The organism is Corynebacterium sp. 401_CJEI (genome assembly GCF_001076435.1).
Taxonomy (GTDB): domain Bacteria; phylum Actinomycetota; class Actinomycetes; order Mycobacteriales; family Mycobacteriaceae; genus Corynebacterium; species Corynebacterium jeikeium_D.
In genome coordinates, this window is sequence record NZ_JVIP01000009.1 from 66108 (window position 1) to 88199 (window position 22092).

Here is a 22092-nt window from a genome sequence, read left to right on the forward strand (position 1 = left end):
CAATTAAATACGTCCATGCGCACAATGTGACTTATACTTCGGCCTTTAAAAACTCATCAAGGGCTTGTCTCACGTATAGTCCGTTGTGCGCGTTATTTGTATGTATCCGTCAATTTGGCAGGAGCAATTTGCTTCATGAATACCTCAAACGATCCATATAGCAACAACGATTCTTACGGTGACGGCAGCCGGGACAATGAGTCCAATAACTATGACTCCCAGAGTCACGGTTTTCCCAACAATGGTTCGCAGGACTACAACCCTTACGGGTTCGATTCGGACGCACAACATGGCCCGCGTGGACCAGAGGATTCGCCACAGTGGAATCAGACTTACGGCCGTGAACAGGCTTATGGCGAAATTCCTTCTTATGGAACTGGCGAGTCGCGCGATAGTTACGGCGGGCAACCCTATGGTGCGGACTCGAGCTACTGGCAGCACCAGTCCAGCGGGGCTTCTGCAGCCGGTGCACTTGCTCCCGGAGTCAACATGCCAGGTGGCGATGAGCCGCCGGTGAAGCCTGTGGCACAGGGGCCGACGAAGGTCGACATTGGAAGTGCCTTTTCCGCGGCGTTTCGTAGTCTAAACAGCAATTTTGCTTCCTGGCTTGGCATCATGCTGACGTTCTTCGCCGTACTAGTCGCACTGATTGTTGGCGCAGCGGCAATTCTCTTTGCGACTGGTGACTTCGATCCGGACTTTGAGCCGAACTATCCAGGCGATGTTCCGTTTGAGGATCTAGGGTCAATGTTCGCGACTCTCGGCGCGATGGCACTCCTATTTGCCGTGGGCATGTTCGCGATGCAGGCATTTATGCTGCGCGGTGCATTCGAAGCTGTCGACGGCCGAGTGCCGAGCTACGGTACTTTCTTCCGTGTAAACCGGTGGGGATCTCTTATCGGTGCCTACATTGTCACGTTCCTGGTGGGGCTGCTCGCCATGCTTCCGGGGATGGTGCTCTTCATCGCTGGAGTATCCCTGTCTGCCAACGGCAGTGAAGCTGCAGCTGCGATGATTCCCATCGGCTACCTGTTGGTACTTGTGCTGTCCATCTTCATCATGCCAATCACAGCGACTATGCCGCTTCTTGTTTTTGATGGTCGAGCAACAGCACTTGAGGCTCCGGTCGTCGCATGGCGCTTGGTGAAGCCTCAGTATTGGACGATGCTCGTTGCATTCATTCTGACGTCAATTGTTTCTTCCGCAGGTGCAATGCTCTTCTATATCGGTATGTTGTACACAGTCCCGCTTGCTCTCCTCGTGCAAGTACATATCTACCGTCAGCTCATCGGTGGCCGTCGAGTAGTTAATGAAGCCCAGGAGAATCCGGGTTATTACCCGCCACAGCAGTAGCCAAAAACGTACAAGAAAAAGCGCCCAAGGAACCGATAAAAATTGGTTCCTCGGGCGCTATTTCGTCAGCAGGTAATCCTGCGGGGGAGCGTTCGGCTATCAAAAGCCGAACCTAAGCTCTGAATATTTAGCGGGTAGCCTCAGCGAAGACAGCCTGTGCAACACCAGAGACGGTGCCTGCAATCTTCACAGCTTCCCAGACCTGCTCCTTGGTCAGACCAGCATCGCGGACGACCTTTGCGTGAGAAGTCACGCAAGCTTCACAGCCGTTGATGGCAGAAACTGCCAGAGACCACAGCTCGAAGTCTTCCTTCTCGACACCCGGATTGGAGATGATGTTCATGCGCAGGCCGAACTTGACCTGTGCGTAGTCATCACCGAGCATGTGGCGAGTGCGGTAAGCAACGTTGTTCATGCCCATAACGGTGGCCGCACCAAGCGCAGACTCGAAAGCCTCGTCAGACAGGTGCTCCTTGGCTTCCTCAGCGATCTCGGAGAAAACGGTCTCGTTGCGGGTGGCAGCAGCGGATGCAAGCAGGGTACCCCACAGCTGCTGCTCGGAGAGTTCCGTAGAACGGGTGAGAGTGCCAAGGTTCAGCTTCATGTCCTTGGCGTACTCCGGTAGACCGGAACGAAGGTTATCGATGCTCATATGAGTTACTTCAGCTCCTGCTTCAGAACGTCCATCTTGTCGATGTTCTTGGTCGGGTCATTCTTCTGCCAGTTACATGCGCAGACCTCTTCAGACTGAAGAGCGTCGAGAACACGCAGAACCTCGTCAACGTTACGACCGACAGCGTCCGGGGTAACGGAAACGAACTGAATGATGCCGTCCGGGTCAATGATGAAGGTTGCGCGGTCTGCAACACCGTCAGCGTTCTCGACGCCGAGTGCACGCATCAGGTCATGGCGGATGTCGGAGAACATCGGGAACGGGATGTCCAGCAGTTCCTCGTGGGTTGCACGCCAGTTGAAGTGGGAGAACTCGTTGTCGCCAGAGCCACCGAGAATAACGGTGTCACGGTCCTCGAATTCCTCATTCAGCTTGCCGAATGCAGCAATCTCAGTCGGGCAGACAAAGGTGAAGTCCTTCGGGTAGAAGAAGACGACCTTCCACTTACCCTCGTAGGACTCATTGGTTACCTGCTCGAAGTAGTCATCCGGAGAAGAAGCGTTTGCATCACGCAGGTTGCCGCCCTTCAGAGCGGTCAGAGAAAACTCGGGGAACTTGTCGCCAACAGTCAAAATTGCCATGGAATCCTCCTGAATGTATTCCTTTTGGGGTCACACACCATTATGCCTATGGATTCCCGAACCGTCAAGAGGAAAAAGTTAATAAGCTCGTGTAGGCTTATAGGTATGCGTAATAGAGATTATCGGCCCACTTTGCCTCAGTTACGTGCCTTTGTCGCGATTGCCGATACCGGTCACTTCGGTCAAGCCGCTGCCCGCCTCGGCATTTCACAGCCCAGCCTGTCACAAGCGCTTTCCACCCTTGAGCAGGGACTGGGGGTGCAGCTTGTAGAGCGTTCGACTCGCCGAGTGCTGGTGACGCCACTCGGTCGCGGTCTGATTCCATATGCCCGCCAAGCATCTGAAATTGTTGACGAGATCGTTGCTCGCGCCTCTGGCCGTACAGATGATTTGTCCGGACCACTATCCATTGGTGTTATCCCTACGGTTGCTCCATACGTGCTGCCCAACTTCCTCCAGTTGGTTCGTGACGAGCTGCCAGATCTAAAGCCTAGGATCGTCGAAGAGCCGACCGAGCGCCTCATCGAATCACTTCGCTCCGGCACCATTGATGCAGCCATCATGGCACTGCCGTCCGATGTGCCTTCCTTTGAAGAGATCTACCTCTACGACGAAGAGTTCTACATCGTCGTGCCAGAGGATCATCCGCTGGCAGGTAAGGAAGAGGTAAAGCTTGAGGCAATCAGAGACTTGGACTTGCTTCTGCTTGACGACGGTCATTGCCTGCGCGACCAAGTGTTGGATATTTGTCGCAAGGTCGATGCTGTTCACGGCGAGACCTCCAGCTTGGAAACACGGGCGGCTTCTCTATCGACCGTCGTGCAGTGTGTTGCCGGTGGGTTGGGGCAGTCGCTTGTACCGGAATCGGCTGTCAAGATTGAGGCCGACCGTCCCGGCCTGGCTGTTGCGCGATTCGAAGGTCCGGCACGGCCGGGACGCACCATTGGGCTGGTTCACCGCGCATCATCGGTACGCGGCGGCGAGTTCAATCGAATTGCTGAACTGGTACGGCAGGCCTACATAGACGCTGTTGCCTAAAGCTCTCTTGGCGCATGCCGCAGTAGCGTATGAAATAAGCAAAACCGGGCTGGTAGTTCCAGCCCGGTTTTTCGCGTTTATCCCTGAATAATTCGCAGCGATGCCAACCTGACCTCGCCGTATTCATCAGATGCAGCCAAGTCAACGCCCGCTTCAAAGCGCCAGCCGTGGTCGCCCTCAGGGTCATCGAGTATCTGGATCACATGCCATAGGCCCTCACCAGCCTTGCGGTCAATCGAAATCATATCGCCGCCGCGAGCCTTTGCATCGATCCCTAGGTCATCGTATTCATCGAAGTAGTCATCCATCGCGGCAGGCCAATCTGGCGCATCGTCGAGGTAGTTGTCCAGGTCGGCCAGCTCCTCCTCCTTTTCAAAGGCAAAGAGCTGCACGTGGCGAAACATGAGATTGCGCACCATACGGGTAAATGCACGTTCGTTGCCTGTAAGGGGCCGCGACTCGTCGGTGCCAAAAGCCGCTTCCTTGAGAGTTTCCTCGTCCAATGGCTTGTCCGGATCGGCCATCTGCGCCCATTCATCCACCAGGGAGTTATCCACCTGCACAACGAGCTCGCCGAGCCATTCCACAATGTCCCGGAGTTCCTCGTTAGCGGCTTCCGGAGGGAGAGTGTGTCGCAAAGTGCGCCAGGCATCGGTGAGGTAGCGCAGGAAAATACCTTCAGAGCGGGCAATTCCATACTCAGATACCACGTCCGAGAAAGTCATGGCCTTTTCCACCATCTCGCGCACCACAGACTTGGGCGACAGCGAAAACTCACGCACCCACGGGTGACCTTGAGCATAGGTGTCGAATGCGCCCTCCAGCTCGTCGGCAAGCGGCATCGGCCATGTGATGTCTTCGACGATGTTCATACGTTCGGTGTAATCAACACCCTCGGCCTTGAGCGCGGCGATTTCTTCACCGCGTGCCTTTTTCTGCTGCGCGATGAGCAGTGGGCGAGGGTCTTCCAGAATTGACTCAAACACACTGATGACATCGAGTGCGTAGTTCGGGCTGTCCTTATCCAACAGTTCGAGCGCGGCGATGGCGAAAGGCGACAGCGGCTGATTGAGCGCGAAGTCACGCTGCAGCTCCATTGTCAGCTCGGGGCGGCAGTCATCGCCCTCGCCATGCATGACGACGATTCCCGCGTTGACCAAACCGCGGTAGAGCTCAATTGCGGTCAGAATAGCCTCATTTTGCTGGTGGCGGGTGTCGTGATTGGTGCGCAGCAGATGACGCATGTGTTCGTAGGTATCGCCACCACGTGCAATGACGTTGAGCAACATACCGTTGGTAACTGCAAAGCGGCTGGTCAGCGGCTCCGGTGGCTGAGAAACGATTTTGTCGAAGGTCTTCTCCGACCATGTCACTTCGCCCTTGGGAACGGACTTCAGCCGCAACTTCTTCAGTTTGGCCTCATCCTGGCCGGCACGGCGCCGCAGCTTGGCGTTTTCGATTTCGTGTTCAGGTGCTTCGACAACTACGGTGCCCTCGGTGTCGTAGCCAGCACGGCCGGCGCGTCCAGCGATCTGGTGGAACTCGCGTGACTTGAGAATACGGCTACGACGGCCATCGAACTTGGCCAAACCGGTAATCAGCACCGTGCGAATAGGCACGTTAATGCCGACGCCGAGGGTATCCGTGCCACAGATGACCTTCAGCAGACCAGTCTGAGAGAGACGCTCAACCAAACGACGGTACTTCGGCAGCATTCCCGCATGGTGGACGCCAATGCCCTGGCGCACCAACTTGGAAAGAACTCGACCAAAGGCCGTGGTAAACCGGAAATCGCCAATCTCTTCGCGAATCCGCTCCTTCTCCTCCTTCGTCAGCAGCTTCAGACCGGTCAGTGCCTGAGCCTGTTCAGCTGCTTGGCGCTGGGAGAAAAAGACGATGTAGATTGGGGCTTTGCCGGATTCCAGCAACTCCGCCAGCGTGTCATGAACTGGTGTGTAGACATAGTGGAAATCCAGCGGTACCGGGCGCGTCGTACCTGTAACGAGGTTGACGTCGAGTCCCGTGCGTTCCTTCAAATCCGTCTCAAACTTTTGAGTATCGCCGAGAGTGGCGGACATCAACAGGAATTGGCAACGGGAAAGCTCGAGCAAGGGCACTTGCCATGCCCACCCGCGATCGGGATCCGCATAGAAGTGGAATTCATCCATTACCACCTGGTCAATATCGGCGTCGGCCCCGTCGCGCAGGGCGATATTGGCGACAATTCCCGCAGTTGCGCAGATGATGGGTGCACCACCGTTGACGGTGGCATCGCCGGTCATCATACCGACGTTCTCAGCGCCAAAGACCTCGCAGAGGGCAAAGAACTTCTCGCTGACCAAGGCCTTAATAGGCGCTGTGTAAAAGCTGCGCTGGCCACGAGCGAGGGCGCAGAAGTGGGCAGCAATAGCCACCATGGACTTGCCCGAACCTGTCGGAGTGGCAAGGATGACGTGGTCGCCACCAGCGAGACCAATAGCGGCCTCCTCCTGGGCCGGGTAGAGCGTGATGCCCTGATCCCTGGTCCAGGCAATGAACGAGTCCATAATCGCATCGTCGAAAAGGGACTCTGGAACCTCAGCTAGGTCGGGAAGCATTTCAGATAGTGACACGCTTCCCACCCTAGCGGTAACCCCGGATTAGAAGCGGAACCAGGGCTTCCAGCCGCGCCGACGGCGAGGTTGTTCCGGTTCACCGGATTCTTCGCTTTCCGCCTGCTCTTCCCGAGGCTGTTCTGACTCAGGCTGTTCGGCAGTGCCGTCTGCAGAAAACTCCGCAGACCTATCATCCGCCGAGGCCGACTCGGATTCTTCCGAGTGTGCGTCAGTGTCCTCTGATGTAGTTGCCGAGGAATCCGAGCTGGCCGGGGTCTCCGCCTCGTCGTCAAGCGAGGAAGAATCCTCTACTGGGCGCAGCGGTTGAGAAGCGAGGAACCTTTCGAACTCAGCGCCAATCTCGTCGGCCGAAGGCATCTCGCCGTTAGGTCCAAGCAGGGGAGAAGTCTCCAGCTCTTGACGACGTTGAACTTCCTGGTCGTACTGTTCCTCGAGAAGATTGACCAGCTGAGAGACCTCGCCGGAATCATTCGTCTGCGTATTGAGCAGCTCCGCCACCCGCGCGGATTCCTTCTCCAACGCCTCAAGCGGGAGCTCGAGCTTGGCTAGTTTTGCTACCTCCTGCAACAGCCGCAGTGACGCCAGCGGATACTCAGAGGCCGCGACATAGTGTGGCACCTGTGCGGTGAAACCAAAGGCATCACAACCGCGGCTTGCGAGCTCGTACTCAATGTTCAGGCTCGCAGCACCCGGAACTGTGACGCGGTTTCCCCAGGTATGCATATCACCGAGTTTCCGCTTATCTGTGCCATGGGCGATGATGCCCAGTGGTCGGGTGTGCGGAACCGTCATCGGAGCCGAGTACAGCGACACAGTCCGACCGACATCGTAGCGCTCCGCCAACTCTGCAACGGCAGTCGAGAAAGCCTCCCACCGCATGTCTGGCTCAGGGCCAGAAAGCAGCAAGAACGGCTTACCGACGTTGTCGCGAACCACATTGAGTGACAGGTTCAAATCGGATACATCCACAATCTGGTCGTGGTTCATCGTCACAGAGGGACGGCGAGAACGATAATCAATCAGCTCGTCGATAGAAAAGTTCACCAATGGACGGTGCTCGAGAGCATCCAAGAGGAAACTAGCTGATTCCGAGACGGCATTACCGGCATCCGCATAACCGCTAAGTGCAATGACCAGGGTCAGATGGCCCTCGCTTCCCGTTACGTCAGGAACCGGAAAAACTACCTCGTACATATTGCCCTGAGGCTTGTCGGTCGGATCACTCACGTACGACTACCTCCTGCATCACATTTTTCGTCATTTGAAGTAAACAACCACGATACCGCAGAAACTATTCCAGTTATCCACAAGTAGAAAGTAGTCCACAGATGGGCCGATTTTTCCGGTCGCGCACAAGCAAGGCTGTTGCGGATTCGATAACAATGAGAGCCACCAGATGGCGAGAGGATTGTCCGCTGTCGAGCTATTCCAATGGGGGGAAAAGGGGTAAGGAATTAATGGGAAACAAACAGAACTTCGGTGCAGGACAAAAGCCTGAAATTGAGCCGAGTGTTTTTCTGACGAACCTGCCGGGAATCGTTGGATTCTATCCGCGGGGGCAGGTAGTGATTGCGGCGTTGTATCGTCAGCAGGTCGAAGATCTCATCGATGGCAAGGTCGAGTTTGATCCGACAGCGCATGCTGGCCCGATGCTGATTAAGGATGTGGCCTCGATGGAGAACAATCCTGACTTGGTGCGGGCAGCCGCGGACTTCCTGCTCGATGAAGGATGCACTCACGCAGATGTGTTTATCATCGACGAATCCTGGGGGATTGAAAAGGACTCCACACCTATTACAGGCTGGCTGCGAGAAGGCGGCCTGCATGAGGTGCGTTTGGCGGGCGTTGCCACTATTGCTGCGGGGGAAGTTGTCACGGACGAGCAGGGAGAGATCGTCGGCATTGTCGGTGACAGTCTGATGACCGACAATGCAAATCTAATCTCTCGGCAGGGAGAGCAGATTTTCAAAAACTATGAGGAGTACCGCAGCTATTTTCGAGGTGGCCAATTCCGCGACAGTAAAGACAGGGCTCTGATTGAACGCCTCCGGGAACGAGCGACAGCCGTTGAGCAGCCTAGGAAGCTCAAAATTGGTTCGGACAATCCCGCGCTCATCGAGCATTTCGACATGCTAAAAGCCGCCGTGGAAAACGTGGCCGATGGTGTGATGGATGCACATGAGGCGGTTCGCGATGAAACCGCGGGATATGCCATTGCTGCAGCACTGACCAACGTCACCTTGCGCGATATGTCCATGATTTTCATTACTACGCAGTTGGCGCAATCAATGGGAGAAATCTGGCGCGAGGCCGCAATCGTCCACCGCGGCAGCCTGCGTGCTAACGCTTTAGCGTGTTTTGCCATCGCAAAGTTCGCGGCTGGGCTGGAGAACTATGCGCAAACAGCTCTCGATGAGGCAGCGGGGGAGCAACCGAATCATTCACTGACTCAGTTGCTGGAAATTGCGGTCGCCAATCAAATTGTGCCGAGGTGCGTTGGCACAATTCTTGGTGCGGCACAAGAGGTGCTGCGCAGGGTATACAAGGTGAAAATGCCGCGTATTGATTAGCGACCCTGCAAGCTGTGCTGCAGTACCTAGCGGTGCGCCGAGTGGGCTCGGTCGCCGAGGTTCTTGGTGTACTCCCATGCATCGGCGACGATGGTTTCCAGCTCCGTATGATTGGGCTTCCATCCGAGCTCGTCCATGGCGCGCTGAGAAGAGGCAATAAGGGTTGCCGGATCACCGGCTCTACGCGGTGCATCCTCAGCAGGAATCGGGTGACCGGTGACCTTACGGCAGGTCTCAATAACCTGGCGAACCGAAAAGCCGTCGCCAGAACCGAGGTTGAAGATACGGTGGGTTCCCGGCGTGTTGGACTCCAGTGCCAAGACGTGCGCATCGGCGAGGTCTTTGATGTGGATGTAGTCACGAACCGCGGTGCCGTCCGGAGTCGGCCAGTCATTGCCAAAGACCATAATCTTGTCGCGGTGACCGAGCGCAACCTGCAGTACCAGGGGGATGAGGTGAGTTTCCACCTCACGGTTTTCGCCAAAACCGCCCCAGGCACCCGCCACATTGAAGTAACGCAAGCTGGTAGCGCCGATGTTGTATGCCTTGGCGTAAGACGAGATGGCGTAGTCCATGGCCAGCTTGGTGGCACCGTAAGGGTTGGTCGGTGCGGTTGGCATGTCTTCGGTAATTGGTGTCTTCTCTGGCTCACCGTAGGTTGCAGCTGTCGAAGAGAACACCAGGTTATTCGTACCGGTATCACGCATTGCGTCGAGTAGCTTCAGGGTTTGGCCCACATTGTTGTGCCAGTAGTCGGAAGGAACCTCAACAGACTCGCCAACAAGCGATTTCGCAGCGAAATGAACGACGCCGTCGAAGCTGTCGGAGGACAGAACCTCGTAGGCCTTGTCCGCCACATCGCCTTCGACTAGGGTCGCGCCCTCTGGCACCGCATCACGGTTGCCAACAGAGAAGTTGTCCAGAATGGTGACGTCGTGGCCAAGAGAAATCAATACTGCCGAGCACACGCTACCGACGTAGCCGGCACCACCAGTGACGAGGAGTTTCATTTGATAATCACCATGATTGCGTGAGACAGAGTATCCGGAATGTCAAGAGAATGATCACCACGGGCGAGAGTCACGCGGCCGGCGGCAACCTCGGCAAGTGCCTCAGTACCCGGCATAATTCCAGCCTTGTGGAGACGCTTCATGTAGCTCTGCTCGACCTGCAGGATTTCGTTAATCTGGACGATCTCAACGGTGTACTCGCCGGGGTTTAGATCGGACAGTCGGCGAACGTTCTCTAACGACTCTGGTGACTGAGTCCCACCGAGGTCTCCCAAACCGGGAATCGGATTGCCGAATGGGGAGCGTGTGTAAGAGTCAAGCACGTCGAGAAGTTTGCGCTCGACCTCGTCACTCATTACGTGCTCCCAGCGGCAGGCTTCGTCGTGAACCTTGTCCCATTCGAGGCCAATGACATCCGTAAGTAGGCGCTCAGCTAGGCGGTGCTTACGCATGACAGCCGTGGCCAGCCTGCGGCCCTCGTCGGAAAGCTGCAAGCTGCGATCTGGGGCAACTACGAGAAGGCCATCGCGCTCCATGCGCGCAACGGTTTGGCTAACGGTCGGCCCCGACTGCTCAAGGCGTTCGGCAATGCGAGCACGCAAAGGAATGATGCCCTCTTCTTCGAGTTCGAAAATCGTACGTAAGTACATTTCCGTGGTGTCAACCAAATCCCTCACGGTTTTCCTCCGATAACACAGTCTTAAAAGTTTTCACTCAAGTATTAGGATAACCACACTTGCGCAAGAAAGATGTTAGGGCTCGCAAATCTAGTGGCTTTGGTGCTGATTAGGCAGCGAAAAGCTTGGTTCGGTGGGCGCTGCTGAGACGGAAGGGAGCGTACGCGATGTCGAAAGTTCGACGTGCAGACGAAAACGCCGACCGCCAGTGTGGATGAAACTCCGGCACGGGGTCGGCATTGAAGTCCAGCTCTATCTCAGGGCTGAAATTAGGAACCCTATCGATGTCACCGCCATGTGGCGTTAGTTTGCGTACTCACGCAGCTTGTCAGCACGGTCACCCTCGCGGAGCTTGGACATAACTTCCCGCTCAATCTGGCGGACGCGCTCTCGAGACAGGCCAAAGTGGCGGCCAATCTGATCCAGCGTGCGGGGCAGGCCATCGTCGAGACCGTAGCGGAGCTTAATAACTTCCTGCTCTCGAATCTCGAGAGTGGACAGAACCTTGCGGACATCGTGGTGACGCAGGGAAGCGACAACTGCCTCCTCGGCATCAGTTGCCTCTGAGTCCTCGATGAAGTCTCCCAGAGGAGCTTCCTCATCAGTGCCCACCGGCATGTCCAAGCTCACCGGGTCGCGGGACTGACGCAGCAGCATCTCAATCTTGGCTTCTGGAATGCCGGATTCCTCTGCCAATTCCTCATTCGTAGCCTCACGGCCGAGTTGCTGGTAGAGCTCACGCTTGATACGAGAAATCTTGTTGACCTGCTCAACCAAATGAACAGGGAGGCGAATGGTGCGCGACTGATCAGCCATACCGCGGGTAATAGCTTGGCGAATCCACCACGTTGCGTAAGTGGAGAACTTGAAACCCTTGGTGTAGTCGAACTTTTCCATGGCGCGGATGAGGCCCAAGTTGCCCTCCTGGATTAGATCCAGCAGAGGCATACCGCGGTTGGTGTAGCGCTTCGCCAGCGAGACCACAAGACGGAGATTGGCTTCGAGTAGGTGGGCGCGTGCAGCCTTACCTTCCTTTGCCAAAATCTTGACATCACGCTTCTTTGCGCGGGTCATTTTCGCGCCGGTCTGCAGCAAATGCTCGGCGTATACACCGGCTTCAATGCGCTTAGAAAGTTCCACCTCTTCTTCAGCGCTGAGAAGAGCAGTCTTTCCGATGCCGTTCAAATACACACGAACCAAATCGGCGGACGGATTGGAGTTATTGCCAGTGCGGCGCCCCTTGTCCCGTGGCTGACCTTCCAGTTCGTCATTTTGAATATCGGCACTCTTCATGAATCTGCCTCCTGGATTTTTAAGTGGACTCGATAACTACAACGCACGGAGTTACGGAAATGTTCCCGTGAAAGTTGATGAATGTCAATAGGGTAATTTTGCCATGCAAATATAATGTTAAGAAAAACTGCCGCGACTAGCATTCTATGAGAACTGTAAAGGGTCCATCATTGACGGATGCGACCTCCATCATCGCTCCAAATTGTCCCGTTTCGACCGTCAAGCCACGATTGCGCAAGTTCTCGACAATTTTTTCTATGACGGGTCCGGCCTCTGGGCCCGGAGCCGCGTCTACCCACGACGGCCGCCGTCCCTTCTTTGTCGCCCCCATCAACGTGAATTGGCTAACAACGAGCACCGGGGCGCCAGCGTCGACAGCGCTGAGCTCGCCATCCAGAATGCGCAGCTCCGCAATCTTGCGGGCCATCGTTTCCCAAGCATCGGCAGTGTCCTCGCGGCCAACACCTACGAGCGCCAAAATGGCGCCGGTATCGCCTCCGTCAACGTGGCCAACAACGGAGCCGTCGACAGTGACTGACGCGGATTTAACTCGGGTGAGAACGGCTTTCATTTACTGTTTATCCTCCAAGAGCTCGGCGGGGAGAATCAGACCATGGCGAACCAAGTCAACGACGATGGGAACTAGGGCGTCCTTGATTGCAGGGACTTCGGACTCATCAAAGGCTCCAAACATTGCCATGATGTCGATGACGGAGCCCAGGGCAGCTTCGGGATGCAGTGCACCCAGGATGGTTGCGACGGACTCATCGATTGAGTGTGTCCAGGCGGGGCCGTCGGTGCGTGAGATGCGCGTATCGAACTCAGTGAAGCCCTGGCCGCTGTCGACGTCGGCAAGCGAAACGCGTTCTAAGGCGACGCCGGGTCGCACAGTAAAGGCAGCTTCGAGGATGGTGTTAGCAGTTTGTGCGCGAAGCCATTCGGCGCGGCCGAGATACTCCTGGGCTTCGGCGCCGAAGGGAGCGGCCAAAGGCTGCGGCATTTCTTCGCACACGGCGGAAGTCGGGCCGGCAATGCGTTGGACTGTGATGTAGCCGAACCCGATGCCTGTCACGCCGCTGTTGCGGAAGTGCTCCAGCCAGGCACGGGAGCGCTCGCAGCCTTCTGGGCTGCGGGGGTCGATGGACTCGTCTCGAAGCCAGGTGCCGATGTATTCCGCCGGCGTGGCGACATCTCGTTGTGTTACCCACACTTCGAGGCCTTCAGCAGGGAGCCAAGAGGCGATGCGCTGTTGCCAACTTTCGCCTTCGATATGGGCCCAAGCACCGAGCAGATGCGCCGTGCCGCCGTCGGTGAGATGGTCGGCCAGACCGCGGATCATAAGTTCGGTGGCACCGTCCAGATTCAATCCTGAGTCACGGTAAACATGTTCCACACTTGGCAGCCCTACGACGAACGGCGGGTTCGCCACAATGCGGTCAAACTTCTTGCCTGCAACCGGTTCAAACCACGAACCTTCGACGGCCTGCGCCTGGTCGAAGCCATTTGCGGCGAAAGTAGCGCGGGCAAAAAACAGCGCCCGGGGGTGAATGTCCGTCGCGACAATCGACTTTGCATCCGGCTGGGCAAGACTCTGGACGCCACAACCGGCACCGAGGTCGAGTACGGATTCCACCGCCGAGGTCGGCGAAATATCGAGGAGGGAGCGGGAAGCCCGCCCTACGCCCAAGACATGATTGGGTCCAGGAACGTGATCGCTCATAGAGGCATCGCGGTCGGAAAAGACAATACGGTCGACTCCCGCAATCTCGACCGGGCGCACATCGATACACACCTGTGCGTTGGTGGCGGTGCCGGCAAGTATGCCGCTGCCCAGTAACTTGGCTGTCAGCTCAGCCCCAAATAGCTGCTGTGCGTCGGCGAAATCGCCCAGGATGAAAAGACGCAACGCGGTCACAGTGTCCGCAGAAACGCCCTCAGTTTCGGTAAGTAGAACATCGACAACGCCGGGCTCACCGCGGTCCAGCGCGGCCAGTCCCTCGGCGCCTAGGACTCGACGCAGTGACTCGCTGGAAAACTCAAGGCGCCTGAGCGCGGTGGCAAATTCCTCCGCACATTCGACAAAATCACGAAGCTGCTGATCAGTCGGTGGGGTGAAGGTGGAGGGGGAAAAGGTCATCGTAGGCACTACCTTCGTCGTAAAGCGGGGCGGAGGGGCTAGTTAGGGGAGCTTGACGACGGATCGTCGTCTTCCGGCATATCGATGACATTTGCATCATCGAAGGGGGGTGAGATGGTCTCGTTACCGGACTGCGGCGGTGCGTCGGTGTCTTCGGTACTGGCGGCAGAACCGAGCGCGCGCATCTCTGCTTCCTTGAGGGCGCGCTGGCGTTGCTGCTCCTCCCATTTGCGGTTTTGCTCGCGTACAACTCCAGGCTTGTATACGCGCGGCTTACGCTTGTCAGCGGGTTCTCCAACGCCATTGGCGATGACAACCGCGATCCACGGCATGGGTACGGAGACGACCATGAGAATCGCTGCGATCCACGGGACATCCCACCACAGATAAAAAGCGCCGGAAAGAAGCAGCAGCGGAATGCGAGACCATTGCAGGGCCGCGTAGACGTGGCGGCGGTGGTCATAGTTGCGAATCCGAGAGCCGCGGGCGTCGGTAATCAACGCCGCGTCTTTCTTGCGTCGCCGGGAACTTCCGCGTTTCGGCAGCGCGGAGTCGCGACGGTCATTGATTCGCGCCATGGTTGTCTAGCATACGCCTGTGGCGTGGGGTCGTCTCAACTAGCTATGCCCGTTGCAGCCGCATGCTCGCGTAGTCACAGCGATGTTGCGGATGGCTGTGGAAGGCAGCAGTCTGCAGCGGCCAGCACCTGGGTCGCTAGGCATAATTTGACCGATGGGGCACAATTGGAATCTGTGAGCACTCCATTGAAGACGACAAAGACGATTGAACGCACCGATACCCGCGTCGATGAGTCGACGAGGGACGACACTCCGAAGTTCTTCCATTACGTCAAGAAGGACCAGATCGTGAACTCCGCGGTCAACGGCTCCTACGTCGTTGCTCTGTGCGGTGAAACCTTCCCAGTGAAGAAGTCGGCGAAGCCGGGTTCACCGGTATGCCCTGACTGCGAGCGGATTTACAAATCCCTGCGTCGCAAGTGAGCGGGCTTCGTAAATGGCAGCAGGAGGCTCTCGACAAATACCTGGCGACTAGCCCCAAGGACTTCCTTGCAGTGGCGACACCGGGCGCAGGTAAGACGACCTTCGCCCTACGTATCGCCAGTGAGTTGCTGTCGCGCCGAATCGTCGAGCGCATCATCGTCGTAGTTCCCACTGAACACCTGAAGGTGCAGTGGGCTGCCTCCGCTGCTCGTTCGGGGATTGCGTTGGATCCCAAATTCACCAACGCCAAGGGTGTGGTAAACCCCTCCTACCAGGGAATTGTTGTGACCTACGCCCAAGTCGCAGTGCACCCGTTTAAGCACCATGCCGTAGCCACCGCTCGGCCGACATTGGTGATTCTGGACGAGGTGCACCACGGCGGCGATGCCAAGAGCTGGGGCGACGGTATTTCCGAAGCTTACGGCGATGTCGAACGCCGCCTGTGCCTAACTGGTACGCCGTTCCGCTCCGATGACGCGGCGATTCCGTTTGTTCGCTACTCGCCGGACGGCGATGGTTACTCGCGTTCCGTCGCCGATTACACGTACGGCTATTCCAATGCGCTTGCCGACGGCGTCGTGCGCCCAGTGGTCTTTTTGGCTTATTCCGGTGAAGCTCGCTGGCGTGATAGCGCGGGTGATGAGTTCGCTGCGCGGCTGGGCACCGTGATGAGCCCAGAGGAGACCACTCGAGCTTGGCGCACCGCGCTTGACCCAAAGGGCGAGTGGATGCCATCTGTGCTGCGGGCAGCGCACACCCGTCTCTCGCAGATGAGGCAGCATATCCCGGACGCGGGTGGTCTGGTTATCGCCTCCGATGCGGCAACTGCTCGTGCGTACAAACGCATTCTCGAGCAGATTGCCTCTACGCCGGTGGCGTTAGTGCTCTCGGATGAACCGGGCTCGTCGGAACGAATCAAGACTTTCTCCGAGTCCACCGATGAGTGGATGGTAGCCGTGCGCATGGTCTCCGAAGGCGTGGACGTGCCGAGGCTGGCGGTCGGTGTGTACGCGACAAGTTCCTCGACTCCGCTATTCTTCGCGCAGGCTATCGGACGATTCGTGCGAAGCCGCATGCCGGGGGAGACTGCTTCCGTCTTCTTGCCGTCGATTCCGGTGCTGCTCGACTTGGCCTCGCAGATGGAGGTGCAGCGCAACCACGTGCTCGGCAAGCCGGATCGGCCTTCGGAGGGCTGGGAAGATGACTTGGTCGCTGAGGCCAATCGCCGCAAGGATGAGCCCGATGAATTGCTGCCGGCCTACGAATCCATTGGCGCGGATGCTGAACTCGACTACCTCATCTACGACGGCTCCTCCTACGGCACCGCAACCGTTGCTGGTTCCGCCGAAGAGGCCGATTATCTGGGTTTGCCAGGGCTTCTCGACGCCGATCAGATGCGACTCTTGCTGCGTCAGCGGCAGGATGAACAGCTTAAAGCCGCCAGTGCCCGAGAGAAGGAAGCCCGCGAGGAGGCGAGGGAATCGTCGTCAAGCGGGGGCGAAGGGGGCGCGGTGCACCGGATTGAGGGATCGGCGTACCCAAGGCCGCAGAAGGTGGCCAGTGAGGTGTTGCCGAAGTTGCGGAAGGAGCTCAATACGCTGGTGTCGATGACAGCGGCGCGAACCGGTAAGCCACATGGTCAAGTGCATAACGAGGTTCGGCGCGCCTGTGGTGGCCCGCCGACTGCGCTATGTACGGAGGAACAGTTGCGTGATCGCATCAGCTACCTGCGTAATTGGTAGGGTTTCAAACGAACTGAGCAATCTATGGTGGAGAGAAGAATGTCGGCAAGCAGTGATAAGTCGAGGCCGTCAGAATTGACCGGCGGTGGTTTGTCAGCTGTACCAGGCAATGACGGTCGGACTATTGGCGTGCTGGCACTGATCTTTGGCGTCGGCGGACTCTTGATGTCCTGGATGATTGTTGGTGGCATCCTCGGTGTCTTTGGCATTGTTCTGGGCATCATCGCGATGGCGAAGGCAATGAGTGCCAAGAAACGCGTGCAGGCAGCCGGGGGAGACGCGGTCATCAGCGGTTCGTTCGGATTGGGCGTGGTCGGCATTGTGACGGGTATTGCAGCCGCCGTGGTGTCGCTGATGCTGTATTCGTCGACATCAGATGCGATGTCGAAGTGCGAGAAGTTCGAGCGCACCTCTGGAGAGTATGCCGAGTGCATCTCTAAGCAGATGGGTACTGATCAGCCAAAGAAGCAATCGGAGTGAGTTCGGAAGCGACATCAATGGCGGTCTTACTTTGTGCCCGGAGTTTTCGGTCAACGCCAGATACGCAATCAGGAAATGAGCTAACCCCGTAATCCACCCCCGAAGCCCAACTGCCTGCAGTTTCGGCCGGGGGTTTCTTAGTGAAATCTCATATTTGGCCGAGTGTTGGTAATGATATTGGTGTCAGAAAGTACCCACATTTGGCATCCCCTACATGCGGTAAACGTTTGAACATGCGTGCAATACAGGATGTCTGCTGATTATTAAATAGGAGCGTGAATCGTGGCAGCGACATCTACGCGCGACAACTCCCCGGAACTGTCACCTGGCCAACAAGACCGTGGATACCTCAGCCGAGAGCTTTTCCGTAAGCGCACCGGTCTAGGACTCGGTATCATCCTGGCCCTGCTCGTGTACTTCTTTATGCCGGCTGAGCTCGATCACAACCTGCGTGCAACCGCAGGTGTAGCAGTGCTTATGGCCGTGTGGTGGATGTCCGAGGCTATCCCGATTGCCGTTACGGCTCTGCTGCCGCTGGCTCTATTCCCGATTCTCAACCTCGCGGAGATTAAGGATTTCTCGGGCAAGTACACAGACCCGACCATCTTCCTCTTTATGGGCGGCTTCCTGTTGGCGCTGGCGATGCAGCGTTGGAACCTCCACAAGCGCGTCGCATTGTGGGTTCTGGTGCTCATGGGGTCGTCACCAAAGATGCTGATTCTCGGCTTCATGGTGGCTACTGGCTTCCTGTCGATGTGGGTCTCCAACACGGCCACGGCCGTGATGATGCTGCCAATCGGTGTGTCCGTCCTGAGCCTCATTGTCCGAATGCTGCACGATGAAAAGGTTGCTGCAGAGGATACGGGCTCTGCGAGTGAATCCGTCGCTGAAACCCCCGGTGGGGATGCGCTGGAGGAGGCCGAGGAGTCGTCGTCAAGCTATGACCCGATGCCAAAGTCAAACTTCGGTATCGCGCTGATGCTGGGTATCGCTTACGCGGCATCGATTGGTTCGCTGGGCACCATTATTGGTACTCCTCCGAACGCTATGCTGGCGGCCTACATGGCGGAGCAGGGAGTCAATATTGGGTTTGGCCAGTGGATGCTGCTCGGTGTCCCGGTGGCGGTTGTGCTCATGCTCTGTGCATGGTTCCTGCTGACAAATGTTCTGTTTAAGCCGGAGATTACGCATATTCCAGGTGGGCGCGAACTCATGCGTGACGAGTTGAAGCGCCTTGGCCGTATGTCGACTGGAGAGCGCCGAGTGCTCCTGGTGTTTATCGCGGCGGCACTGGCGTGGGTCTTTGTTCCGGTGCTGCTGCCCGACACCAAGATTGCCGATGCGGTTATCGCAATGACCGTGGGTATTGCGCTGTTCATTATTCCGGGCGGTCCTGATGGCGTTAAGCTTATGCGTTGGGAAAATGCGTTAGAGCTGCCGTGGGGCGTGCTGCTGCTGTTCGGTGGTGGCCTCGCACTGTCCTCGCAGTTCGGTGCCTCTGGGCTGTCGGACTGGATTGGCGAGCAGCTGTCTACTCTCGGCTGGATGCCAGTGGCTGCACTCGTGGTTGTCGTCGGCGCCGTTGTGCTGTTCCTGACCGAGTTCACCTCTAACACCGCGACGGCCGCGACCTTCCTGCCGCTGGTTGGTGCGATGGCAATCGGTCTGGGCCACGACCAGATGATTTTCGCCGTTCCAGTTGCACTGGCAGCTACTTCGGCCTTCATGATGCCGGTTGCAACACCGCCGAACGCCATCGCCTACGGCTCCGGCTACGTCAGCATGGACAACATGGTCAAGGCCGGTGTCTGGCTGAACGTCGTCGCACTGATCGTGATTTCTGTGGCATCGCTGACGCTCCTGCAGTGGGTATTCGGCGTCGTGTACTAGCTGGGTAGGTAGTAGCCCGTAGTGGATGGTGGGGCAGCGCGCTGAACCGCCACCGGACTGCTTCGCCTAGCGTTGCTCAGATACTCCTTCGCCCCGTTCCACTTCGGTGGTCCGGGGCTTTTGGCTGCAAATGTGAAACTGTGTGAGTTTATGACACTTTCAGGCCATTTTTCAGGCTATTTTTGACATAAACGCAGTCAGTAACTCACTAGCGCTGACACCAAAAGAAGAATCGGGCTTGAATAAGGTGTGAAACCTCATTCAAGCCCGATTTTTCTAGTCAAGCAGTTAGCCCCTGAACAACTCCAGGTTAAAGCTTTACTCCAAGTAGTCGCGCAGCACCTGCGAGCGCGACGGGTGACGCAGCTTGGACATCGTCTTGGACTCAATCTGACGGATGCGCTCGCGTGTCACACCGTAGACCTGACCAATCTCGTCCAGGGTACGTGGCATGCCGTCGGTAAGGCCGAAGCGCAAGCGGACGACACCGGCTTCACGTTCGGAGAGAGTTTCCAGGACGTCGCCAAGCTGATCCTGGAGGAGCGTGAAGCTGACGGCGTCCACGGCGATAACTGCCTCGGAGTCCTCGATGAAGTCACCGAGCTGAGAGTCACCCTCGTCGCCGATGGTCTGGTCCAGGGAAATCGGTTCACGAGCGTACTGTTGAATCTCGAGAACCTTTTCCTCGGTGATGTCCATTTCCTTGGCGAGCTCTTCCGGGGTGGGCTCGCGGCCCAGATCCTGAAGCAGTTCACGCTGGATACGACCGAGCTTATTAATGACCTCGACCATGTGAACCGGAATACGAATGGTTCGAGCCTGGTCGGCCATTGCACGAGTAATGGCCTGGCGAATCCACCACGTTGCGTAGGTGGAGAACTTGTAGCCCTTGGTGTAGTCGAACTTCTCGACCGCACGAATCAGGCCGAGGTTGCCTTCCTGAATCAAGTCGAGGAAAGCCATGCCACGGCCGGTGTAGCGCTTTGCCAGGGACACCACAAGACGGAGGTTGGCCTCGAGCAGGTGATTCTTGGCGCGCTGACCGTCGCGAGAAATCTCGCGCAAGTCGCGCTTTTGAGCGTAAGCGATGCGCTCGCCGGCTTCCTTGGCCTCGTCAATCTTGTACTGCGCATACAGACCGGCCTCGATGCGCTTTGCCAGACTGACTTCTTCCTCGGCAGTCAGCAGCGCGACCTTACCAATCTGCTTGAGGTAGGCGCGGACAGAGTCGGCGGAGGCGGTGAGGGCAGCATCTTTGCGGGCCTGACGCAGACGAGCGGACTCGTCCTCGTTCCAGACCTCGTCGCCCTCGTCCTCTTCATCCTCGTCTTCGTCCTCGTCGTCCTCTTCTTCATCATCGTCGAGGTCGTCGTCTTCGAGGTCGTCATCATCCAGATCGTCGTGAAGATCATCGTCTTCGAGATCATCATCCAGATCCGGGTCGTAGTCCTGCTCCTGCTCCAAGTCGTGGTCGAGTTCCTCGTCCTCGAGCTCTTCGTTCTCAGTTGCGTCGAGAGCTTGCGCGTCCTTCGCCTTCGCTGCAGCAGCCTTGGCCGCGGTGGCCTTCGCAGCCGTTGTCCGCTTAGTTGCCTTCTTGGCGGCGGCCTTACGCGTGGTTTTCTTAGCGACGGACTTCTTGGCCGCCTTCTTCACGGTCTTCTTGGCCGCTGCCTTCTTAGCGGTCGTCTTCTTCGCCGCAGTTTTGGTAGCAGCCGTCTTTTTGGCAGCAGTCTTCTTCGCGGCAGTCTTCTTTGCCACGGTCTTCTTCACTGCCTTCTTGATGGCCTTCTTTACAGCCTTCTTTGCAGGAGTAGCTGAACCGGTGCCACTCCCGGTGGATTGGTCCTGAGCTTGCCCCAGTTCGTTGCCTGCCACGAACGCCCTTTCACGATGTACGTTGTGTGCGCCGCCAAAGCCGCCGCCAGCTTCTCTCGGTCGAAGAGAAGCTCAACGCGCCAGTGGTGCGCCTTTACTTCGTCTATAGCCAACTAGCCGAATGGAAAACATTCAGAGCTGACCTTTTCGTGCCACGGTCATCAGTGTTGCTTTCTGGCTCCTAGCGAAGAAGTAATCGGTGAAAATCCTCATCGAAGCAGTGCGCTGGAATTCGATTTTCCCAATCCTCCTCGAGCCTGTTGATTATTCAACCTTGCCGTGAGTCAACTTCTTATTGTAAACCAATTCTTAAAATCGCCGCCACGGGGCATGGCTTCAAGCACGTGTCACGCCCGACACGTAGCTACCAATCCCCATATAAGAAATGAAAGTGGTTAAGGGTAAAGTCCCTGGTCAGCTGCAAAGGCGGCGCCAGCAATACCCGCATTATTATCCAGACTTGCGGGGACAACTGGAGTCTTACATGTCAACAGCGGAATCCACTTTTCGTGTTCGCGACTGATTCCGCCGCCGACGATGATCCGTGACGGCCAAAACAGTGCCTCGTAGGTCTTAAGCACCTTGCTCACGCGCTCAGCCCACTCTTCGAAGCCGAGCCCCTCCACATCCTTAACTCTCGCGGATGCAAAGTGTTCGGCCTCCATGCCATCAATGATGAGGTGGCCTAACTCCGAATTGGGGTAGAGCAGTCCGTCATGAATAAGCGCGGAGCCGATGCCTGTACCAAAAGTTAGCAACAACACGGCGCCTGTCTTATTGCCCGGATCGCCAAACTGGACTTCAGCGAGGCCGGCAGCGTCAGCGTCGTTAAGCACGTGCGCCTTGTTGTTGGGCAGGTATTTAGCGAAGAGCTCTTGGCAGTTCGTATTAACCCAAGAACCGTCAATATTGGCGGCCAGCAAGGCAATCTGATTCTGTACGACGGACGGAATCGTGATGCCGACATCGGAATCCCACTTCGCAATGTCCACAATTTCTGCAATGGTCTCCGCAACCGCTTCCGGAGTTGCCGGCTGTGGCGTGAAAATTTTAATGCGGTCGCCAATAAGCTGCCCAGTTTCAAGGTCTACGCGGCCACCCTTGATTCCAGAGCCTCCCACGTCGATGCCAAATCCAATTCGTTGTCCCATAGCTCA

At 56.9% G+C, this 22092-nt stretch carries 19 protein-coding genes; 7 read left to right on the top strand and 12 right to left on the bottom strand.

Translation table 11 applies throughout. The features are described from left to right. Positions 1-135: 135 nt before the first annotated feature. The gene (locus tag ADM64_RS02250; RefSeq protein WP_016422635.1) at positions 136-1353 is read left to right on the top strand and encodes a hypothetical protein; all 1218 of its coding nucleotides are present in this window, start codon (positions 136-138) and stop codon (positions 1351-1353) included. A gap of 127 nt (positions 1354-1480) precedes the next feature. On the opposite strand, the gene ADM64_RS02255 is transcribed toward ADM64_RS02250, so the two are convergent. Beyond that, entirely contained in the window at positions 1481-2005 is a 525-nt protein-coding gene (locus ADM64_RS02255; RefSeq protein WP_016422636.1) for a carboxymuconolactone decarboxylase family protein, read from the bottom strand. 5 nt (positions 2006-2010) lie between these two features. Then, on the bottom strand, positions 2011-2607 hold the full coding sequence (locus ADM64_RS02260; RefSeq protein WP_016422637.1) for a peroxiredoxin: 597 nt from the start codon (positions 2605-2607) through the stop codon (positions 2011-2013). Between the two features lie 105 nt (positions 2608-2712). Here ADM64_RS02260 and ADM64_RS02265 point away from each other — a divergent pair, with 105 nt between their 5' ends. After that, positions 2713-3645, top strand: a complete 933-nt coding sequence (locus ADM64_RS02265) for a hydrogen peroxide-inducible genes activator (protein WP_049193018.1) — start codon at positions 2713-2715, stop codon at positions 3643-3645. Between the two features lie 77 nt (positions 3646-3722). Here ADM64_RS02265 and ADM64_RS02270 read toward each other — a convergent pair whose 3' ends face one another. Further along, a complete protein-coding gene (locus ADM64_RS02270; RefSeq protein ID WP_152907551.1) occupies positions 3723-6242 on the bottom strand; it encodes a DEAD/DEAH box helicase in 2520 nt (839 codons plus the stop codon). Positions 6243-6284: 42 nt separating this feature from the next. Further along, the gene (locus tag ADM64_RS02275; protein WP_016422640.1) at positions 6285-7487 is read right to left on the bottom strand and encodes a PAC2 family protein; all 1203 of its coding nucleotides are present in this window, start codon (positions 7485-7487) and stop codon (positions 6285-6287) included. Positions 7488-7717: 230 nt separating this feature from the next. On the opposite strand from ADM64_RS02275, the gene ADM64_RS02280 reads away from it, so the two are divergent. Next, positions 7718-8830: a DUF4192 domain-containing protein gene (locus tag ADM64_RS02280; protein ID WP_049193020.1), complete on the top strand. Its 1113-nt coding sequence runs from the start codon at positions 7718-7720 to the stop codon at positions 8828-8830. A 26-nt stretch (positions 8831-8856) separates the two neighbouring features. On the opposite strand, the gene galE is transcribed toward ADM64_RS02280, so the two are convergent. The 6 genes from galE to ADM64_RS02310 form a co-directional block, all read right to left on the bottom strand. Next, positions 8857-9840: a UDP-glucose 4-epimerase GalE gene (gene galE, locus ADM64_RS02285; protein WP_016422642.1), complete on the bottom strand. Its 984-nt coding sequence runs from the start codon at positions 9838-9840 to the stop codon at positions 8857-8859. Next, a complete protein-coding gene (locus ADM64_RS02290) occupies positions 9837-10517 on the bottom strand; it encodes a metal-dependent transcriptional regulator (RefSeq protein WP_016422643.1) in 681 nt (226 codons plus the stop codon). Before ADM64_RS02290 ends, galE begins: the two co-directional genes overlap by 4 nt. A 303-nt stretch (positions 10518-10820) precedes the next feature. Then, positions 10821-11810 carry a sigma-70 family RNA polymerase sigma factor gene (locus ADM64_RS02295; RefSeq protein ID WP_016422644.1) on the bottom strand — a complete coding sequence of 330 codons (990 nt, stop codon included), beginning with the start codon at positions 11808-11810 and terminating at the stop codon, positions 10821-10823. A 136-nt stretch (positions 11811-11946) separates the two neighbouring features. Further along, positions 11947-12381 carry a D-aminoacyl-tRNA deacylase gene (gene dtd, locus ADM64_RS02300; RefSeq protein ID WP_016422645.1) on the bottom strand — a complete coding sequence of 145 codons (435 nt, stop codon included), beginning with the start codon at positions 12379-12381 and terminating at the stop codon, positions 11947-11949. Beyond that, positions 12382-13947 carry a methyltransferase gene (locus ADM64_RS02305; protein WP_049193021.1) on the bottom strand — a complete coding sequence of 522 codons (1566 nt, stop codon included), beginning with the start codon at positions 13945-13947 and terminating at the stop codon, positions 12382-12384. It lies immediately after the preceding gene. A 38-nt stretch (positions 13948-13985) separates the two neighbouring features. Then, on the bottom strand, positions 13986-14525 hold the full coding sequence (locus tag ADM64_RS02310; protein WP_049170917.1) for a DUF3099 domain-containing protein: 540 nt from the start codon (positions 14523-14525) through the stop codon (positions 13986-13988). 174 nt (positions 14526-14699) lie between these two features. On the opposite strand from ADM64_RS02310, the gene ADM64_RS02315 reads away from it, so the two are divergent. From ADM64_RS02315 to ADM64_RS02330, 4 genes are all read left to right on the top strand, one after another. Next, positions 14700-14948 carry a DUF3039 domain-containing protein gene (locus tag ADM64_RS02315; protein WP_005509477.1) on the top strand — a complete coding sequence of 83 codons (249 nt, stop codon included), beginning with the start codon at positions 14700-14702 and terminating at the stop codon, positions 14946-14948. Continuing rightward, a complete protein-coding gene (locus tag ADM64_RS02320; RefSeq protein WP_049193022.1) occupies positions 14945-16690 on the top strand; it encodes a DEAD/DEAH box helicase in 1746 nt (581 codons plus the stop codon). The genes ADM64_RS02315 and ADM64_RS02320 overlap by 4 nt, the downstream gene beginning before the upstream one ends. A 39-nt stretch (positions 16691-16729) precedes the next feature. Further along, positions 16730-17170 carry a hypothetical protein gene (locus ADM64_RS02325; protein WP_016422649.1) on the top strand — a complete coding sequence of 147 codons (441 nt, stop codon included), beginning with the start codon at positions 16730-16732 and terminating at the stop codon, positions 17168-17170. 282 nt (positions 17171-17452) lie between these two features. Then, complete coding sequence (locus tag ADM64_RS02330) at positions 17453-19060, top strand: SLC13 family permease (RefSeq protein WP_049170921.1); 1608 nt, start codon at positions 17453-17455, stop codon at positions 19058-19060. Between the two features lie 318 nt (positions 19061-19378). On the opposite strand, the gene ADM64_RS02335 is transcribed toward ADM64_RS02330, so the two are convergent. Beyond that, positions 19379-20935, bottom strand: a complete 1557-nt coding sequence (locus ADM64_RS02335) for an RNA polymerase sigma factor (protein ID WP_049193023.1) — start codon at positions 20933-20935, stop codon at positions 19379-19381. Between the two features lie 395 nt (positions 20936-21330). After that, positions 21331-22086, bottom strand: coding sequence for a polyphosphate--glucose phosphotransferase (gene ppgK, locus ADM64_RS02340; protein ID WP_042388657.1), 756 nt, complete (start codon positions 22084-22086; stop codon positions 21331-21333). Positions 22087-22092 lie beyond the last annotated feature (6 nt).

What these genes read in the sequence shown, in the direction of transcription:
- ADM64_RS02250 (WP_016422635.1), top strand. Translation starts at nt 136, where the DNA reads ATGAATACCTCAAACGATCCATATAGCAACAACGATTCTTACGGTGAC.
- ADM64_RS02255 (WP_016422636.1), bottom strand. Translation starts at nt 2,005, where the DNA reads ATGAGCATCGATAACCTTCGTTCCGGTCTACCGGAGTACGCCAAGGAC.
- ADM64_RS02260 (WP_016422637.1), bottom strand. Translation starts at nt 2,607, where the DNA reads ATGGCAATTTTGACTGTTGGCGACAAGTTCCCCGAGTTTTCTCTGACC.
- ADM64_RS02265 (WP_049193018.1), top strand. Translation starts at nt 2,713, where the DNA reads ATGCGTAATAGAGATTATCGGCCCACTTTGCCTCAGTTACGTGCCTTT.
- ADM64_RS02270 (WP_152907551.1), bottom strand. Translation starts at nt 6,242, where the DNA reads ATGCTTCCCGACCTAGCTGAGGTTCCAGAGTCCCTTTTCGACGATGCG.
- ADM64_RS02280 (WP_049193020.1), top strand. Translation starts at nt 7,718, where the DNA reads ATGGGAAACAAACAGAACTTCGGTGCAGGACAAAAGCCTGAAATTGAG.
- galE (WP_016422642.1), bottom strand. Translation starts at nt 9,840, where the DNA reads ATGAAACTCCTCGTCACTGGTGGTGCCGGCTACGTCGGTAGCGTGTGC.
- ADM64_RS02295 (WP_016422644.1), bottom strand. Translation starts at nt 11,810, where the DNA reads ATGAAGAGTGCCGATATTCAAAATGACGAACTGGAAGGTCAGCCACGG.
- dtd (WP_016422645.1), bottom strand. Translation starts at nt 12,381, where the DNA reads ATGAAAGCCGTTCTCACCCGAGTTAAATCCGCGTCAGTCACTGTCGAC.
- ADM64_RS02305 (WP_049193021.1), bottom strand. Translation starts at nt 13,947, where the DNA reads ATGACCTTTTCCCCCTCCACCTTCACCCCACCGACTGATCAGCAGCTT.
- ADM64_RS02310 (WP_049170917.1), bottom strand. Translation starts at nt 14,525, where the DNA reads ATGGCGCGAATCAATGACCGTCGCGACTCCGCGCTGCCGAAACGCGGA.
- ADM64_RS02325 (WP_016422649.1), top strand. Translation starts at nt 16,730, where the DNA reads ATGTCGGCAAGCAGTGATAAGTCGAGGCCGTCAGAATTGACCGGCGGT.
- ppgK (WP_042388657.1), bottom strand. Translation starts at nt 22,086, where the DNA reads ATGGGACAACGAATTGGATTTGGCATCGACGTGGGAGGCTCTGGAATC.